The sequence below is a fragment of the Bacillus sp. ISO11 genome, assembly GCF_003458115.1.
In the GTDB taxonomy this organism is placed as follows: Bacteria; Bacillota; Bacilli; order Bacillales; family Bacillaceae_G; genus Bacillus_A; species Bacillus_A cereus.
The window spans coordinates 1-17,186 of record NZ_QXCO01000038.1 but is presented as its reverse complement, the minus strand read 5'-3'; the positions used below and the strand labels follow the sequence as shown (position 1 = coordinate 17,186).

Sequence of the window (17,186 nt, the reverse complement as noted above, 5' to 3'; positions counted from 1 at the left end):
AGTTATTTATTTCAAGATGTTTGGGTTTATTTGAGTGTGTCTTTTTTATTAACTAAATACGAATGAAATGAGGATTTAATCATGAATGAAAAAATTATTAAAATTAATGACATTGATATATGTACAGAGAGCTTTGGCAATTCAGAAGATCCAGCAGTACTACTGATTATGGGAGCCATGTGTTCAATGGTTTATTGGGATGAAGAATTTTGTCAACAATTAGCTGATAAGGGCCGTTATGTTATTCGTTATGATAATAGAGATGTCGGACGGTCAACTACTTATGAGCCGGGGAGTTCCCATTATACTGTGGTAGATATGGCTGATGATGCGGTTGGGGTACTCGATGCATATCATATTGACCAAGCACACATTGTTGGAATGTCATTGGGTGGAATGATTGCTCAAATTATAGCCTTAAGAAACCCACAGAGAGTTCTAAGTATAACTTTGATTGCATCAAGTATTTTTGGTTCTGAAGACAACAACCGTAATTTGCCTCCGATTGACGAGAAGATACTCGCTTACCATGCTAATGGGGCCAAACTAAATTGGTCGGATGAAGAATCTGTTGCAAATTACTTGGTTACAGGATCATCATTACTCTGTGGTTCAAAGCATAAATTCGATGAGAAGAGGGCTTATAAGCAGGTAGAAAAAGAAATAAAACGAGCAAATAATCTACTCAGTATGTTTAATCACTCCCTTCTTAAAGGCGATGATTCTTATGAGGGGAAGTTAAAAGGAATCAATATACCAACTTTGGTTATCCATGGTACAGAAGATACAGTGCTTCCATACGAGCATGGTCTTGCTCTTGTTAATGAAATTCCGCATGCTTTGTTACTAACCCTAGAAGGATCGGGGCACGAAATTCATTGCGATGATTGGGTTCATATTATCAACGCTATTTCGAACCATACTTCTGTTTTGTAATCATTATAGGACTCGTATAAAATAAAAAACACTTGAAAAAAGGGCTACAATCAACCTTGTAACCCTTTTTTCTATTAAAAATCAGTTTTGAAACTGTTGCTCAGTTAAAGAATATTAATATTCAATCATTGATATTCCCATCCTAAAAGGGGTAGCGTCACACATCCATCAACTTAAGGTTTTAGACTATTTTTGAAGTTAAAAGCACGTTACTATTTTCTTATGTAAATGAGAAAGGGTGACGTGCTTTTTATGAATATAAATCAAAAACAAGAATTATCTTTATTCGCTGAAGAGTTATATCGATATATGTCTCCCGCTACAGTGGATGTCTAAACCAGTGTTTATGATTCCGAACACTGAAACGATTATTGCTACAACGTCTTTAATTGTTTCGATCACCTTACCTCCTACTTATTCACTTAATACATTGTAATATATATATATTCATATTGGTATAGATATATTTAAGTTACTTAATATACTTAAATTATATAAAAAACAAAGCCCTTAGACTCCTTCCATTTTACTCAATGTAATAATAAGACCACTACCCATCAAACTATGAAAGTCCAACTCCCTTCAAAGACCTTAGCTTGGATGATGCGTCGAGACATCTATAAGAAGAATATGATCTTACACATATTCAAAATTCTTGGGTGTTTCAGAAACAAATAAATAATAACAGTAAATAAGAAGTTTAAAAGCCCCTATGTCCTTATTTTTTGTGATTTTAATTTAACCATTCGGTACGTGAAATTTTTAAATATGTTTTGTTATTTTTTTCTTCGCAGCCTTAAATTTGTATAGTATTTTATATAGATTCTATGTTAAAATATAGATAGAAAATTTGTTTCCATTGTTTATACTCTATTGTACGTAGCGTGAAGGACAAACCTTACGCCCTGTTAACTCGGGCGAGGTTTGTCCTTTTTTATTTTAAGGAGGAATTTACTATGAAAAAAGTCTATAAAATCGGAGCCGTTATCACAACTTTATGCGTTGCTTGTATCGCGATTTTTACTTTAACTAAGAATGAATCAGTCCAAACAGAAACTATAACACCAGAAAAAACAATTGTATATGCTGCAGACGCAAAAGTATCACCTGAGATTATAAAAGATATTTCAAAAGATGAATTAAAGCAAAAAATACAATCCCATGAAGAATTCATTGCGTATTACTATCAACCAAGCTGTCATTATTGTAAAAAGGCTGCTCCAGACATCAATAGTATGTCGAAAAAGCATGATAGAACCATTTATCGTATTGATATCTCTACACCAGAAAATCAAAGTGCCTTTCAAGAGTTCGACATTCCAGGTACTCCAGTTGTTGTAGCTTATAACAGAGGTGAAGAAGTTGAACGTCTAGAAGGAGCCGTTTCAGCTGCTACATATGATGGATTCTTTGCAAGACGTAATTCGAGCGCTAGCTAGTATAGTGCTCGTTTTTCTTTGTAAGAAAGGAGAATTTACATGCAACAAAACGCCCGTATTCATTCTTTAGACATAATAAGAGGTATAGCCATACTATGTATCCTTTTTGCGAATCTACCCACTATGACGGGACTAGATCCCTTTAATCAAGCGGGTTATATTGGTATAGATAAAGTAATTCGCTTTTTAGTAGATTTATTTATTCAATCAAAGTTCTATACTATTTTCGCATTCTTATTTGGAGTAGGATTTTACATCTTTATGAAAAATACAGAAGCAAAAGGGTATCCCATGTATAGACTATTTATACGGAGACTGTGTATCTTACTAGTCTTCGGTTTACTCCACTTCACCTTTCTATGGTACGGAGATATTTTACATGCGTATGCTTTAGCTGGATTTATTCTATTATTCTTTTATAAGCGATCTACTAAGCTTATTTTTATAGCTGGTTTTAGTTTCCTACTAGTTAGTTATGTATTACATATTATTGTATTTTTACGAACAAGTTCTTCTATTCCAGAAGTGCCAAACTACTATCAATATATGTTTACAGGCAACACTACCAATCACACGGTAAATCTATTTACACATTATTCACATCAAGTAAAAACACGTCTTTTCTTTCTAATGACCCAGGAATTTCAGCAACTACTAATAGGAATTCCGGAATATATAGGGTTATTTTTAATTGGTTTATGGGCTGGCAAGAAAAATATTTTTAAAAGGGTACCAGAATTAATACAGCAAATTAGATTTTTACAGTGGAGTTCGTTATGTATTTCATGTCTTCTCTCGTATCCTATTATCTACTACTTTATAAAAGCGAATGTCTATTACTCTCAGGATATACAACTATGGATTCTATTTGGAGGGAAAACGCTAGCTATATTCTATATTTGTACCCTACTTAGAGTTTGTGAGAATAAAAAATATAGAGAGTGGCTGCAGCCCTTTATGAACGTAGGTAAATATGCTTTAACGAATTACATTAGCCAAAGTATAATAACTCTTGTCATTCTTTCGTTGTACTTGAAAGATGTCTCACACGTATATTACTGGCAACTATGTACCTTCGGGCTTTTAATTATATTTGTACAAATTATATTCAGCAAAATTTGGAGTAAGTATTTCCGCTATGGTCCTATTGAGTGGTTATGGAGAAAAGGAGTTTACAAGAAATAGACTATTTTTCATCAGTACATGCAATTAACTGAAAAAAATGTTAAAATATTATATGAAAGATTAAAGATATATTTGTAGTTGTAAAATGGTGTTATTAAAATTAAAGTGATTCAAGTCAGAGAAAGGCACCTTAGGGTGTCTTTTCTTTATGCATAAAAAAGCCTTATCTTCCTATAAAAAGATAAGACCTTTATATACTACCTATTATCCGATTCATCAGTTTCATAACACATTTAGCTTCTCCAAAAAGACCACCAGTGTCCTATTCTCCACCATAATACGCATACTTCCCAGGTGAACCATTATCTCGTATACTTGGATATGATTTTAGTTTATATTCATAAACCTAAACCATAAAAATATAACCAGATTACCATGATTAGAATTCCCATAACAGTAACTAATAGGAGTTTACCATCCGCACCTGTAATAACTTCTTTTAGATTTTCTTTTGCTTGTTGTTTCTTTTCTCCACTTGAAAAGAGATAAATAATGAAATAAGTAACCACTAAGAAGAATGAGAATATTATATCTATCATTACTTATGTACCTCCTAATATATATGTACCTTTAATTATCCAGTAATTTTCTTGCACCTTGTATCAGCCTGAGTAACTGGAATGCTTAGTTCAATAAAAGCCAGATGATAAAAATTACTCCTATAACTGCTAAAGTTCCGAAAAAACCTACCAACATTTTTCCCTCAGGACCATTAATAAGCTCTTTTAAAACTTCTTTTGCTATTCGCTGACCTTTACCACTTAAAGATATCGAAAGAATAAAGAATATTACCACTAATACAAATGAAGAAACTATTAACTCCATGACTTATGTACCTCCCTAATATATGTACGCTATTAATTAACCAATAATTTCCTTATATATTATATCAGTAGGGTACATGGAAGTATAACAAATTATTTATATAACTCATTTTATTAATTGATTTATTAAAAAAAGACACCGAATAATTCCTTACCGTACAAAATTCACGTTTTGTTTGCAAGACCCCTTATAGCACTAATTAGGTTAAAGATGAAAGAAATGAAAGTAAACTTTAATTTTGCTAGTCACAGTATTTTTATTATGCGATTTATTCTGTATAAGTGCACTTATACAGAATAAATCCCTCTATTTACACTTTTTCTATTCTAAAACCAAATACTCCATCTTTTGCTTTTACTAAATGTGTTTCAGACCAAAAAGTATGTACTTTAAAATAGTACCACTCTCCATTTTTTCTTAAATATTCTTTAATCTCATAACCTTCTTGTATAAGGTATTCTTTAATTTCATTTTCTTTATTCCCAAACATATTAATTTCCCCCTTTCAAATAATTAAACTGATCCTATTAGGGTAGCACCACATCGCCATCAAGTTAAGGGCGCTAAGAGGATATATGTGAGGGTTATTTTTAAAAATTTCTACGGCTGTACTAAAGGTGGTCATAACAAATAAACCTATTAAATAGGTATTTTAAAAAATATTATGCAACTTTGAAGCTTTGTGACAATGTATAATCATACACAACACCTAAGATATCAAAGACGGTTTTCTTTTCGTACCGATGAGATTTTCTACCGTTTTTCTCTAAAAAATAAAACAAGCGCAGTAAAACTTTTAATAATTCATGGATGTCCTTTTGTAATCCTTCATAAAACAATAGATAATAATTTTTTATCATATAAATGGATTTGTATTCACTTAACTCTTTCTTTTTCTTATCCAAGAGTAACTGACGCATTTTGAACATCGTCGATGAACAGAGTAGGATACTAATGAGTTGCCCATATAAATGACATTCTAAGCGTTCTTTCTTGATTCCTTTGCACCTGTCAATTTGAAAGAAAGATTTCCATGTTTTAAATAAAATTTGTCGGGTAAAAGACTGGCGCGGTATCAGTTGTGACCCGTTTCCAGTCTCTCCCCATAAGAACTGCTCGTGAGGTTTTCCCTCAAGCAGCTCACCCCATAAACTTCATCAAAAGGGTTATGAGACCTATCAAATGGCAGACACTTTCATCGGAAACTCTCTGCACTTTTCAGGGGAAGGACTTTCCAGTCCCAGTAAAGCCCCAGTACACCATAGAGATATTCGTTACTCCATCTCTGCCATCCGATGCTACGCTTTCGTCTTCGTTTCCTTCTCGTTAACAGTGTGCGAATTTTCATCTCCGTATAATCACGTACTTCACTGAAAGCTTGACTAGAGTTCCCAACCCGGAAGTAGTTCACCCATCCAGTCAGTACGGCATTGATTTGTTTTATTAAGTCTTGTGCTGGCTTCGCTCCTGCGTTTTGAATGAGTTCGCGAATTTTTGCTTTCACTGTCGTGCGAGCTTTCTTCTTCGGGATCATGAAAACGAAGAATCCATTCTTATTTCGGCTCGGTATTCGTCTCAGGTCAAATCCTAAAAATCCGAAGGATTCTCCTTTTAGAACATTGACCATCTGAGTCTTCTCCAGATTCAGTTCAACTCCCAAAGGCTTTAACTGTTCCCACAGTCGTCGTAATACCAGTTCAGCCCATCCACTTTTACTGGAGTGTCCGCTTACAGCGATAACTATATCGTCGGCAAAACGGTGATAGTTTACAGCTTCGTAATTGCCCTCAGCTGTTTTGCGTCGAATGGTATCAAATGTCCAATCCACTTCATTAAGGTAAATGTTCGCGGCTAGTGGAGAAAATGGCCCCCCTTGCGGGACACCGATCTTTCCTGTTGCCTTAATTACCTGTTTTACAAGATGCATAACCTGTGGGTCTTGGACACGTTTCGCGATTTTCTCCAATAATATGTTGTGTCGGATTGTATCAAAGTAGCGCGACAAATCAACATCAATTATTATGGTCATACGACGCAATATACTGCGTCGTACTTCTGCCAATGCCTGATGTGGAGAGCGTTTCGGCCGAAACCCATACGAGTTTGGACAGAAATCAGCTTCAAAAATTGCTTCTAATATGAGTTTTAGCGCTCCTTGTACTACACGATCTCGTATACACGGAATTTGCAGAGTTCGCATTTTGCCGTTTGCCTTTGGGATTTCTACTTTTCGATTGGCTTGTGGTCGGTATATTCCAGCTTGCAATTCCTCTTGAATACCCGTTAAGAATGGGATAACTCCTTCTAGTTCTATATCAGTAAAACTTTTTCCATCAATGCCTGGAGCACCGCTGTTTTTCCTCGCCTGTTGATATGCTTCGTGAAGGGTTGTCATTTTGGTAATGTGGGTAAATAGCCCCCAAAACCGGTGCGTAGGTTCAGACTTCGCCTTTCGATAGATTCGTTGCCTTAATTCCTGCAAAGTGATGGGTGTTTTTGTCATGGCACCCTTGCCTCCTTTAGTCATACGAAATGTTTACAGGTTCGGACCCTTGCCTCCCCGCGCGTTTTGCTGCACGCAGATCTCTGGTACTACGATCCGTTCCGCCACCCTGACACCTACCGTTCTCACTTCCCGATCGCGGTTATAGAGACGGTCTCCTCGATGAGGTTTCTTCATCGGGTGTCGAGGGCTTCTCCAGTTTCCACATTATCTTTCTCTCCATGTCGCCGCTGATACCCCGCCGGTGAGAACTGCCGTTCCAGACTCGTTTCGGTCAGTTCTTGTTGCTTTCGCACGTTATCGACCGTCTCAGCCACCGGAATTGCGTGTAACGAGGCTACATCTACGTTCACTGTACGTTACAACCTGGAGATTTGCCCACATGCCTTTTGCATGTGATGTCAGAGGGCTTCGCCATGTCGCTTTCACTTCATGGCGCCTCTCAGGCTACGGGAGTGGAGTCTATTCTCCCGATTGGACTTTCACCAACTAGATAATGTGTCCTTATCTGGACACGCCAATTTGCCAACGTAATGAATAGAAGTCATGGATATGTTCCGTTGGAACATTTTCTGCAGAAATGTTCGTAATATACACGTTGATTCCACTCAGCCTTTTACTCCGTTCTTTGTAGATAATACCTTTCTTTTTTTCTCTTTTGGCTTGTTCTTTCAACCTTTTTTCGGTTTGTTCCTTTTTCTTTGGCTAGGTGTTCTAAAACATGAGGAGACATATGTCGTTGTAATTCTTCAGCGATCGGTTGAAGTTCGTCAAGAATCGAAAGATTCATAAAGAAACGCCATCCTTTCCCATAATTATACAGAAAGGATAACGTCTTTTTTGCTTTATGGATAGTGCAAAACCTTAGTTCCTTTTATATATTTACATAATTAGCGAAGGAGTATCCATACTCTCTCTAAAAAACCGCTCCTATTTTATAGGGAAGCGGTTTTTTTAATGAATACAACTATGAATTAAATTTAACGGTTCTGTTTATATATTTTTTCATTTTTGTTTTCTACGCGATGTATAATGCTTTCTCCTTCAACATCAATGTTAGGCAAAATTTTATCCAGCCATTTTGGCAAGTACCAGGCTGAATTACCCATGAGAATCATGACTGCAGGTACGATTGTCATTCTCACGATGAATGCGTCAAAGAAAACACCGAATGTAAGAGCCATGCCTATGGATTTAATGATGGTATCAGGCGCCAACATGAATCCAATAAATACAGACATCATAATTAATCCCGCTGCGACTACAACTCTCCCGCTCTCCCGCATTCCTTCTACAATAGCTCTCTTCGGATCACCTGTATGCGTATATACTTCCCGCATTTTGCTCACTAGGAACACCTCATAGTCCATGGCGAGTCCGAACAAGATGCCAATCAGAATGACAGGCAAGAAGGCTAAGATCGGACCGGCAGCCGGGAACCCAAATATATTTTGGAAATGTCCATCCTGCACGAAAAATACCACGGCTCCCAACGTAGCGCCAAGAGAAAGTAGAAACCCTAATACTGCTTTTAATGGAATGAGCAGAGATCTAAACACTAGAACTAAGAGTACATACGCAAGTCCCACAATAAGGGCAGCAAAAACTGGCAAGGCGTCACTCAGCTTTTGCACGATATCAATATTCATCGCTGCTGTGCCCGTTACCATTAGTTCAATTTCATTTTTTTTCTCGGTTTGGTTCGATTTGTCCCTGATTGCTTTTACCAAATCCTTTGTCTTTGTATCGTCAGGTCCAGTTTTTGGTGTAATAGAAATCATATAAATCTTTCCAGAAGGCCCAGGGATAGCTGGTGTCACACTTTTCACGTCAGGTAGGTTACCCAATTCTTTTGCGATGGTGTTCATAGCATTTTGCGTTTCAGCTGTTGCTTCTTCTGATTTTGCTACTACCATTAAAGAAGCATGAAATCCTTCCCCATACGCTTCCGTCAACAAATCATATACTCTTCTTTCTGTCGTTTCTGTGGACTTTGTTGTTCCATCAGAAGGCAAGCCAAGGTTCATATGGAAAAACGGAATTGAAATCACTGCAAGTAGTCCGATTGCGAAAATCGTGACAATCAGAGGACGTCTTATGACAAATTCTCCCCATTTATTTGAACCAGCATGTTTCTTACCTGCCCCAGTCATCTTTTGCAAGAATCGATTTTGTTTAGATGGGGCAATCTTATGGCCGACAAGTCCCAAAATGGCTGGTAATATGATGACGGAAACCAACACAGCTGCAAGCACAGTAAAGGCAGCTGATACGCCCATCGCTGTCAGGAATGGAATCTTTGTAACAGACAGTCCCAAAAGACCTATAATAACAGTTAATCCTGCGAAGATTACGGCACTTCCCGCTGTTCCCGTTGCGATGGCAACAGATTCTGGAACAGAATCTCCTTGTGCAAGCTGCTGTCTAAAACGATTGATAATGAAGAGTGCATAGTCTATGCCTACTGCGAGTCCCAGCATGGCAGCTAATGATAAGGAAACTGATTGGATTTCCACATAATTGGTTCCAATCATGATTCCTAGCATTCCAATTGCTAATCCGATTATCGCAGTGAGAATCGGCAGTCCAGCTACTAGAAAAGACACAAAGGTAAATGCCAGGACTACGAAGGCAACAAGAACTCCGACAATTTCAGTCATACCTGAAGTCTCTGAGTCAGAAAACGTAACATCGCCTCCTGATAACTCCGTTTGAATGCCGGCATCTCTTGTTGTTTCAATACTATCTAAAATCTTATCTTTAGAAGCTTCTGTAACCTTTTCTGCTTTTACTTTGTACGTAACAACTGCATATCCAATTGTCTTATCTTCACTAAGGTTCTGCAGTTGTATCGGTGCTGCCACAGAATCAACAGCTGAGTCTTTTTTTATCTCTTCAAGAACTCCTGCAATTTTCTGTTGTACTTCCGCTGACTCCAAGGTTTCGTTTTTTGGTGCTTTAAATGCCACTTTTACTTGGGCACCTGCTGGTTGCATCGCTTTAAACTCTTTTTCAATTACTTTTCCTGCTTTATCTGCTGGTGTATTCGGAATACTCAGCTCGTCCTTGAAAGAGGAACCCATGTTGACTGCAAAAAGCACTAATGCAATAAGAATTGCGAGTGCGCTGAATACAACCTTCTTCCTATGATTTACTGCCCAATATCCTAACTTATACAGATGTTTTGCCAATTAAATCTCACCCTATTCTTATCAAAAATTATTCTTCTTACGTTGTAATCTAGAAACGTACAAATGCATAAATTACATATTATTTATATAACAAGATTTTAAAATACTTATTATAGATTGTATCTGAATATCCCTCCCTATTTATAGCTTGCAAAATGGCGACAAATTGCCAGTAAAAAACAAAGAAAATGGTACACATTGACAGCGATAATGTCCTTTTATACAATGAAATTATCACCGCACTAACAATTGTACTTACAAGTGTAAGTATAACAGTGAATTTTCATCTTTCAAGCAATATGTGATTATTTACACTTAAAACGAACAGAATGAAGGGATGTGTTAGCTTTGAGGAAGTCAAGAGAAGACAGTATACACTCTCAAACATACATTATGGAGGCATTGAGCGCACTGTTGCATGAACATAAATTGCAAGATATAACCGTAACAGCTATTTGTAAAAAGGCTGGAGTTGCCAGAGTCACATTCTATAAATACTACCGCAACGTTTACGACGTCGTGCAAGCATCCGTGGATGAAATTGTTCAACAATTCTTGAAAGAGGTTGATAGTTTGGATCCGTATGAAAGTATGCAGCTAATTATTGAATATATCATAGAGGGATTTGTCTCTGCACAGAAGCCGTCAGGAAAGTTAATTGATTCAAATATATCTAATATGATGCTTAATTACTTGAATTACACAATGGAAAAGGTCTTTCAAGCGGATATTACACACGATCATGACATGAGCAGAATGCAAATCCTGTTTTTAGCAGGCGGTATCTTCAATATTGTTACCGATTGGATTAAAAGAGGGTCAAGGGAGTCTCCTCAGGCACTTGCTGCAAAAATATACGAGATTCTTCCATATGGGACAACAGATACAAGGAATTTGGCAAATTCCTGATACAACTATTCTACCTTTTATTACATCTTAAAAAATGGGCACCACATAAAAAGCTGTAAGTATTTCATCTAACCATAAACGACCGTTTTTGGTTAAAAGAGCAAAGCTTTCTTTCATATAGTCTCGCCACACATCCATCCATCAACTTAAGATCTCATAATACCCTCAGAACGAAAAACGTGTACATTTCGCCCGCTTTTTATTGTTTTGGGGTAACTCGTTCTTTTTAGCTTGATGGGCATGGGGTTCCACCAACATAACGCGAAATTCGTACGTTAAGCATATAAAACACTAACTTGAATATGGTAAAATAATGAAAAGGATGGTGAGGACAGTGAAAATGTTGGTGGGATTAGGGATTTGCACGATTCTTAGTTTAATTATTATGATAAGTGGTTACCAAATTCATATAAAAAAACGCTTATCTCTTATTGCAGGATATCAGGAAGAAACTTTTGTTGGTGATAAAAATAAATTAGCTAAATTATTCGGTATATTTGCTTATGTAGTAGGAATTGCTACATTTTTACTCCCTTTTGGATTAGAAATCTTCGGAAATATCGCAAGCATTATTTATGGAGTATGTATATGCGGTGGAGTAATAGTAGTTTTAATACGAAAGCAATCTATTAATAAACTATGTTAAAAAAAAGAGTCTTGCATCCAGACTCTTTTTTATTTTCAATAAAACAGAACCAAAAACGGTCGTTTAAGGAACCTTATTGAGTTCTAACGAAACTAACAGAAATATGTTCAAAAATCAGTTCCAAAACTCATTACCCAAAACAAAGTACCATAACAAACATTAAATATCGTTTAAGGAACCCTCTTAACGTACGGTAAACTCAAGTTTTTTAACTTAGTAAATCCTTAGCGTACGAAATTCGCGTTTTGTTGGCGGGACCCCATTGCCATCAATCTAAGAAAACAGTTCACCCCCAAAACGATAAATAAGCTTTTTCGTTACAAGAAATCCTAAAAATTTCGTTATGGGGGTGTAATAAAACTTTAGGTTGATGGGCATGGGGTCCCGCCACATGGCCGTCAACTTAAGAAGAATAAACGCCACCAAAACAAAAAAGCCCCAACTTATTTTTTTTGAAAATAAGTTGGGGCTTTTGAAACAGAAAAGTATATTTTTAACTATGAAAACTACGATAAATTTTTCCTTTTTTCCTACTTGCTAAATTCAGCAAGTAAAATATTTTTAAAAGGATTAGGACTGCCAGTTCTACCCAAACTATTCCAATTGACGACCAACGTATGATTGCCTCCAAGTGTACCTCCAACTAGAGTTGTAAACCCTAGAATGCCACCTGAGTGTCCCCATATCGAGACACCGCTTGGCAGCTTAGTTTCATAGACTCCAAGACCATATCCATCGATTCCTTCTTTTCCTGTAGGAACTGTAGTAAGCATTTGTTTTAGTTGCTGTTCCTTCAGTAATTTGCCACCGAGCAAGTAAGAGAAGAATTTGTTTAAGTCGTCAGCAGTAGAAATCATATCTCCAGCAGAGCTACCTGCACTTGGGTTATAATAAGTAACGTCTTTTAGCTCACTTGCTCCGTCTGGTTGGACATATCCACGGGCATGGTTAGTGCCTGGAATAACACTTGAGTTGCCTGGTAGGAATGTATTCGACAATTCAAGTGGTTCAATAATTCGATTTTCAACCTCTTCCGCATAGCTGTTTCCAGTTACTTTTTCAATAAGAATGCCCAGTAATACGTATCCTGTGTTTGAATAAGACCAGCCCTTTCCTGGAGCAAAGTCTGGAGGCAGAGAAACCCCCATCTTCACTAACTCTTCAGCCGTATACGATTTTTTTGTATCCGTAAAATCAGCGTCTTTTGACCTTGAGTATTCAGCGATACCACTTGTATGGTTCAATATGTGCCGGATAGTAATCTTGTTACCATCATATCCATTTCCTTGAATGACACCAGGTAACCATTTTTCGATGTAGTCGTCTAGCTTCAGGCGATTCTCTCCAACTAATTGAAGTACAACTGTTGCGGTGAACGTCTTCGTCACACTCCCAATGCGAAAGCGAAAATCTGTTTTCATTGGTTTCTTGGTTCTCAGATCCGCTATTCCAGCGGCATATCCCCACGTTTTTCCACCCTCAGAAGTTTTAGCAAGTATCCCCGGGTATCCAAGTTGCAATGTATCCCGCATTGCTTGCTTGACGGAAGTACGATCTCGTTGAGTATTTGTTTGTAACGAACTAGATACATTTTGAGTAGGCTCTGCTTTTACAATTGAGGTTGGTGTTGTATATAACAGGGAACTTCCAGCTATTGCAAGGGCCAGACTTGCACATGTAATTTGAATACGTATTTTCATAAGGTATTCCTCTCCTCTATTCATATTGTATAAGTGTTTGCTTACTGATCCTTACTTCCTGAAAAGACTTAGGGAAAGGCCCTCACGCATATAGATTAAAGCCCCAGTACAAAGGTATCTATCAATACCAACAATTTGAGCCAGTTAAATCTCCATCCCTTCTATAACAAAATTATTCAAAGGTATGAAAGCATATTATGTACCCTTAGTTATTGTTAGGATTAACACAACATGAGACATAGCCCCAACCCATATTTTACTTTATTTATCCATGATATGTATTGAGAAAGAATGTAAATCCGAATCCTTTCCGTACCCCAACTATTGATCGTTTTCTTCACCTATTATAATTAGTTATTTAGAATTTCTTAATAAAAAACTGTAAAAAAATAATGAGTTCCTTAACGAACAGGAAGTGGCTGAAAAATATGTCTAAACGCACAATTATCTTTTTTTGATATGGTGACCCCATCGCTATCAACCTAAAAAATCAAAATCCCCCCATAACGAAAATTCTATTGATTGTTGACTACTTATAATGATAGGTTATGTAAACTTTACATGAATAAGGTATATAATATATAAATAACGATTAACTGAGGTGAGAGTATGGAAGATACATATAAAATCCCAAAATTAGAAACAAAGCGTCTTTTATTAAAAAAACTAGATTTTCATGATTTAGATGATTTATTTGAAGTCTATTCGGATCCTCAAACAACTACATATGTACCTCGAGAGGTACATAAGAATAAAGATGAAACTCGTATTTTTTTAGAAAATACGATGGATACAGCTAAGAAAGGTAAGTCTTTCATATGGTCTATTATCTTTAAGGGGGATCAGAAAGCTATTGGCACCTGTGGCATCTGGAAATTATCACACAGTAGCGCTTCTTTAGGAGCCGTTATTAACCCACTGTATTGGGGAAAAGGAGTTATCGTTGAAGCTTTAGAAGAACTAATAAAGTTTGGCTTTCAAGAATTAGATTTAAATCGTATTGAAGGAAGATGCGACATAAGGAATACAGCGTCTGAACGAGTTATGCAAAAGCTAAAAATGACATATGAAGGAACATTAAGACAAAGTGTAATGATCAATGGTATGTATTGCGATTCTAAGGTATATTCTCTTTTAAAACATGAATACGGTAACTTTCGATAACGAAAATTATGTAAATATGTAATGTTATCAGACGACTAAATGAGGTACCGTCACATTGCCATAAAGCTAAGGTTTCACACTGTTCATTAAGCAAAAAAGACGTTATTCTTACTGTAGAATTATAGGAAAGGATGGCGTTTTTTGTATGTCTAATTCTGTATCTGATGACTTACAATTATTTGCACAGGAGATTAAGAGTCTTTTATCCTCAAATACCTTACAGAATCTAGCTGGAGATGTTGGATTTGTACAGCGAACAAGTAAGTATCAAGCACAAGATTTAGTAGCTTTATGTGTATGGATGAGTCAAAATGTCGCAAAAAACCTCTTTAACTCAGTTATGTAGCTGTTTAGAAGCATCAACAGAAGTGCTCATCAGTCCCGAAGGACTGAATCAACGGTTTAATGAGGCGGCTGTCCAACTTTTACAACGCCTACTAGCTGAACTACTAAACAAAAAAATGGACGCATCTATGCCGATTTCTTCGCCATACACTTCTGTTTTCAAGCGTGTTCGTATTTTAGATTCAACTGCATTTCAACTCCCAGATGTATTTTCATCGGTTTATCCAGGTGCAGGAGGATGCAGCCATACAGCTGGAATAAAAATTCAACTTGAGTATGATTTGTTAAGTGGACAGTTCCTACATATTCATACAGGCCCAGGTACACAACATGATCGCACTTACGGCTCTCTGTGTGCCCCAACTGTGACAGCGAATGATTTATGTATCCGAGATTTAGGTTATTTTCATTTGAAAGACCTTCAATATATACAAGATAAGGAGGCCTACTATATCTCTCGTATCAAGTCGAATACACGTATTTATCAAAAAAATCCTACCCCTGATTATTTTCAAGATGGAAGAATTAAGAAAGATACAGAGTATATACAGATAGATATGGAGACGTTAATGAACTCCCTTCAACCAGGACAAACATGTGAAATAGCTGATGCTTATGTAGGAATGATTGATAAAATGCCAGCTCGTGTAATTGTTCATCGATTAACAAAACAACAGCAACAAAAACGATTACAAGATCAAATTGTAAGAGAAAAAAAGAAAGGAATGAAGTATTCTCCTCGTAGTAAACGACTCAGTGGTATCAATGTATATATGACAAACACCCCTACAGATATTGTCCCGACGGGACAAGTACATGATTGGTATTCTTTACGTTGGCAAATCGAAATTTTATTTAAAACGTGGAAGTCATTCTTTCAAATTCATCATTGTAAAAAGATAAAACCAGAACGACTGGAGTGCCATTTATATGGTCAATTGATTGCCATTCTACTCTGTTCTTCTATCATGTTTCAAATGCGACAATTGCTCCTAATGAAGAAAAAACGAGAGCTTAGTGAGTATAAAGCCATATATATGATCAAAGACTATTTTCTTCTTTTATTCCAAACTATACAAAAAAACACCCAAGAGCTATCAAAGGTGTTACTTCGCTTGTTCAATCTCCTACAGCAAAACGGGCGGAAATCTCATCGATATGAGAAAAAAACGGTCTTTGATATATTAGGTGTCGTTTACAATTGTACCATGTCTGATAATCAAGCCGCTTAATTCAAAAAATGAAAACCGTTAGGGTTTATTTCGTATGCAAATCTTTTAATCTCCTACACTTGCCCTTTAGAAAAAAGAAACACTCTCGCCTAAAATTGACTTTGCATAATCTTAGCTTGATAGCGATGTGGCGTGACCCCTAGTTACATTTTTTTATTATGAGATTTACGCTTTTTCTATTCTAAAACCAAATACTCCATCTTTTACTTTTACTAAGTGCGTTCCTGACCAAAAAGTATGTACTTTAAAATAGTACCAATCTCCATTTTTTCTTAAATATTCTTTAATCTCATAACCTTCTTTTATAAGGTATTCTTTAATCTCATTTTCTTTATTCCCAAACATACTAATTTCCCCCTTAAAAAAATCACACTGATCTTATTAAACATTAAATAAAAAAGTGCAAAATCTATCAACAGATTTCGCACCAAAAACAGATAAAAGATACAATCACTAGAAACATAGGAGAGTGTTTCATCACTCATCATAAACCATATCTTTACATTTTTGTGTTAAAGTTTAAAAATATGTAAAGATCCATCATTTTATTTTGAATTTTCTTTTTATTTAAGTTATACTGACTTCAAAGAAACAACCCTCCTTTAGGCCGTCAATAATTATGCTAACAACACACACCAAAAAACCAATTCCCGTTTGACACTCCCACGGCTAAAGCCGCAAGTCCTATACCTTACGGTGTAACGGATGGGATTCTTGAATGACTAAACATTCGCAGTCCATTTCTGTTTTGAACAGCCTTCAAGATGAGGGTGTGCCATCACCCCTCCTAAGACAGACCTTATAGGTTCTTAGGCTGATTGACTATTACCGCCAACCACAGTTGCGTAGCGAATATTCATCGCCCCAACGATATCCCGATGTTTCTCAAACCCACATTGGCACTTGTATTTTCTGTCTTGCGCCTTGTTCTTTCCAGAACATTTCGGACATGTTTGACTTGTATAAGAAGGGTTCACATATTCAACCTTTATGCCAACTAATGTCGCTTTGTACTCGATGAATTGTGCTAAACGATGGAATGACCAAGTGTGTAGATTTTTTTCGTTTTTACGGCTTGTTCGTGCCGTCTGTCTAATGTTCGTTAGTTGCT

The 17,186-nt window shown here is 36.5% G+C and carries 15 protein-coding genes and 3 pseudogenes; 7 read left to right on the top strand and 11 right to left on the bottom strand.

Annotated features, from left to right (window positions below):
- Positions 1-81: 81 nt before the first annotated feature.
- The 3 genes from mle (at position 82) to D1166_RS26735 (ending at position 3,560) form a co-directional block, all read left to right on the top strand.
- Positions 82-936 carry an alpha/beta fold macrolide esterase gene (gene mle / locus D1166_RS26745; RefSeq protein WP_097842640.1) on the top strand — a complete coding sequence of 285 codons (855 nt, stop codon included), beginning with the start codon at positions 82-84 and terminating at the stop codon, positions 934-936.
- A gap of 956 nt (positions 937-1,892) precedes the next feature.
- The gene (locus D1166_RS26740) at positions 1,893-2,375 is read left to right on the top strand and encodes a thioredoxin family protein (RefSeq protein WP_097846270.1); all 483 of its coding nucleotides are present in this window, start codon (positions 1,893-1,895) and stop codon (positions 2,373-2,375) included.
- Between the two features lie 39 nt (positions 2,376-2,414).
- Positions 2,415-3,560: a DUF418 domain-containing protein gene (locus D1166_RS26735; RefSeq protein WP_097856534.1), complete on the top strand. Its 1,146-nt coding sequence runs from the start codon at positions 2,415-2,417 to the stop codon at positions 3,558-3,560.
- A gap of 338 nt (positions 3,561-3,898) precedes the next feature.
- On the opposite strand, the gene D1166_RS26730 is transcribed toward D1166_RS26735, so the two are convergent.
- The 8 genes and pseudogenes from D1166_RS26730 to D1166_RS26690 form a co-directional block, all read right to left on the bottom strand.
- Positions 3,899-4,099, bottom strand: a complete 201-nt coding sequence (locus D1166_RS26730; RefSeq protein WP_000565399.1) for a hypothetical protein — start codon at positions 4,097-4,099, stop codon at positions 3,899-3,901.
- Between the two features lie 85 nt (positions 4,100-4,184).
- On the bottom strand, positions 4,185-4,385 hold the full coding sequence (locus D1166_RS26725; protein ID WP_097846268.1) for a hypothetical protein: 201 nt from the start codon (positions 4,383-4,385) through the stop codon (positions 4,185-4,187).
- Between the two features lie 310 nt (positions 4,386-4,695).
- Complete coding sequence (locus D1166_RS26720; RefSeq protein WP_097846267.1) at positions 4,696-4,875, bottom strand: hypothetical protein; 180 nt, start codon at positions 4,873-4,875, stop codon at positions 4,696-4,698.
- 172 nt (positions 4,876-5,047) lie between these two features.
- A pseudogene (locus D1166_RS26715) lies at positions 5,048-5,437 on the bottom strand (IS4 family transposase); the annotation flags it as partial.
- Between the two features lie 143 nt (positions 5,438-5,580).
- Positions 5,581-6,888, bottom strand: a complete 1,308-nt coding sequence (ltrA, locus tag D1166_RS26710; protein WP_097856535.1) for a group II intron reverse transcriptase/maturase — start codon at positions 6,886-6,888, stop codon at positions 5,581-5,583.
- A 513-nt stretch (positions 6,889-7,401) separates the two neighbouring features.
- Positions 7,402-7,584: pseudogene (locus D1166_RS26695) on the bottom strand (IS4 family transposase); the annotation flags it as partial.
- Positions 7,505-7,678 (bottom strand): hypothetical protein, encoded by a 174-nt coding sequence (locus D1166_RS31405; RefSeq protein ID WP_165851678.1) that lies wholly within the window; start codon positions 7,676-7,678, stop codon positions 7,505-7,507. The pseudogene D1166_RS26695 and the gene D1166_RS31405, both read right to left, overlap by 80 nt.
- A 190-nt stretch (positions 7,679-7,868) precedes the next feature.
- The gene (locus D1166_RS26690) at positions 7,869-10,079 is read right to left on the bottom strand and encodes an MMPL family transporter (protein ID WP_165851677.1); all 2,211 of its coding nucleotides are present in this window, start codon (positions 10,077-10,079) and stop codon (positions 7,869-7,871) included.
- A 393-nt stretch (positions 10,080-10,472) separates the two neighbouring features.
- Between D1166_RS26690 and D1166_RS26685 the strand changes: the two genes are divergently transcribed.
- The gene (locus tag D1166_RS26685; protein WP_097842892.1) at positions 10,473-10,988 is read left to right on the top strand and encodes a TetR/AcrR family transcriptional regulator; all 516 of its coding nucleotides are present in this window, start codon (positions 10,473-10,475) and stop codon (positions 10,986-10,988) included.
- Between the two features lie 340 nt (positions 10,989-11,328).
- On the top strand, positions 11,329-11,634 hold the full coding sequence (locus D1166_RS26680; RefSeq protein WP_084065987.1) for a DUF3784 domain-containing protein: 306 nt from the start codon (positions 11,329-11,331) through the stop codon (positions 11,632-11,634).
- Positions 11,635-12,164: 530 nt separating this feature from the next.
- Here D1166_RS26680 and D1166_RS26675 read toward each other — a convergent pair.
- Positions 12,165-13,334: a serine hydrolase domain-containing protein gene (locus D1166_RS26675; protein ID WP_118043488.1), complete on the bottom strand. Its 1,170-nt coding sequence runs from the start codon at positions 13,332-13,334 to the stop codon at positions 12,165-12,167.
- Between the two features lie 609 nt (positions 13,335-13,943).
- Between D1166_RS26675 and D1166_RS26670 the strand changes: the two genes are divergently transcribed.
- The gene (locus tag D1166_RS26670; protein ID WP_063549430.1) at positions 13,944-14,498 is read left to right on the top strand and encodes a GNAT family N-acetyltransferase; all 555 of its coding nucleotides are present in this window, start codon (positions 13,944-13,946) and stop codon (positions 14,496-14,498) included.
- 145 nt (positions 14,499-14,643) lie between these two features.
- A pseudogene (locus D1166_RS26665) lies at positions 14,644-16,075 on the top strand (IS4 family transposase).
- Positions 16,076-16,240: 165 nt separating this feature from the next.
- On the opposite strand, the gene D1166_RS26660 reads toward D1166_RS26665, so the two are convergent.
- Both D1166_RS26660 and D1166_RS26650 read right to left on the bottom strand, forming a co-directional pair.
- Positions 16,241-16,420: a hypothetical protein gene (locus D1166_RS26660; RefSeq protein ID WP_097842882.1), complete on the bottom strand. Its 180-nt coding sequence runs from the start codon at positions 16,418-16,420 to the stop codon at positions 16,241-16,243.
- 464 nt (positions 16,421-16,884) lie between these two features.
- Positions 16,885-17,186, bottom strand: a 302-nt coding sequence (locus tag D1166_RS26650) for an RNA-guided endonuclease TnpB family protein (protein WP_133300471.1), incomplete at its 5' end; no start/stop codon positions are given.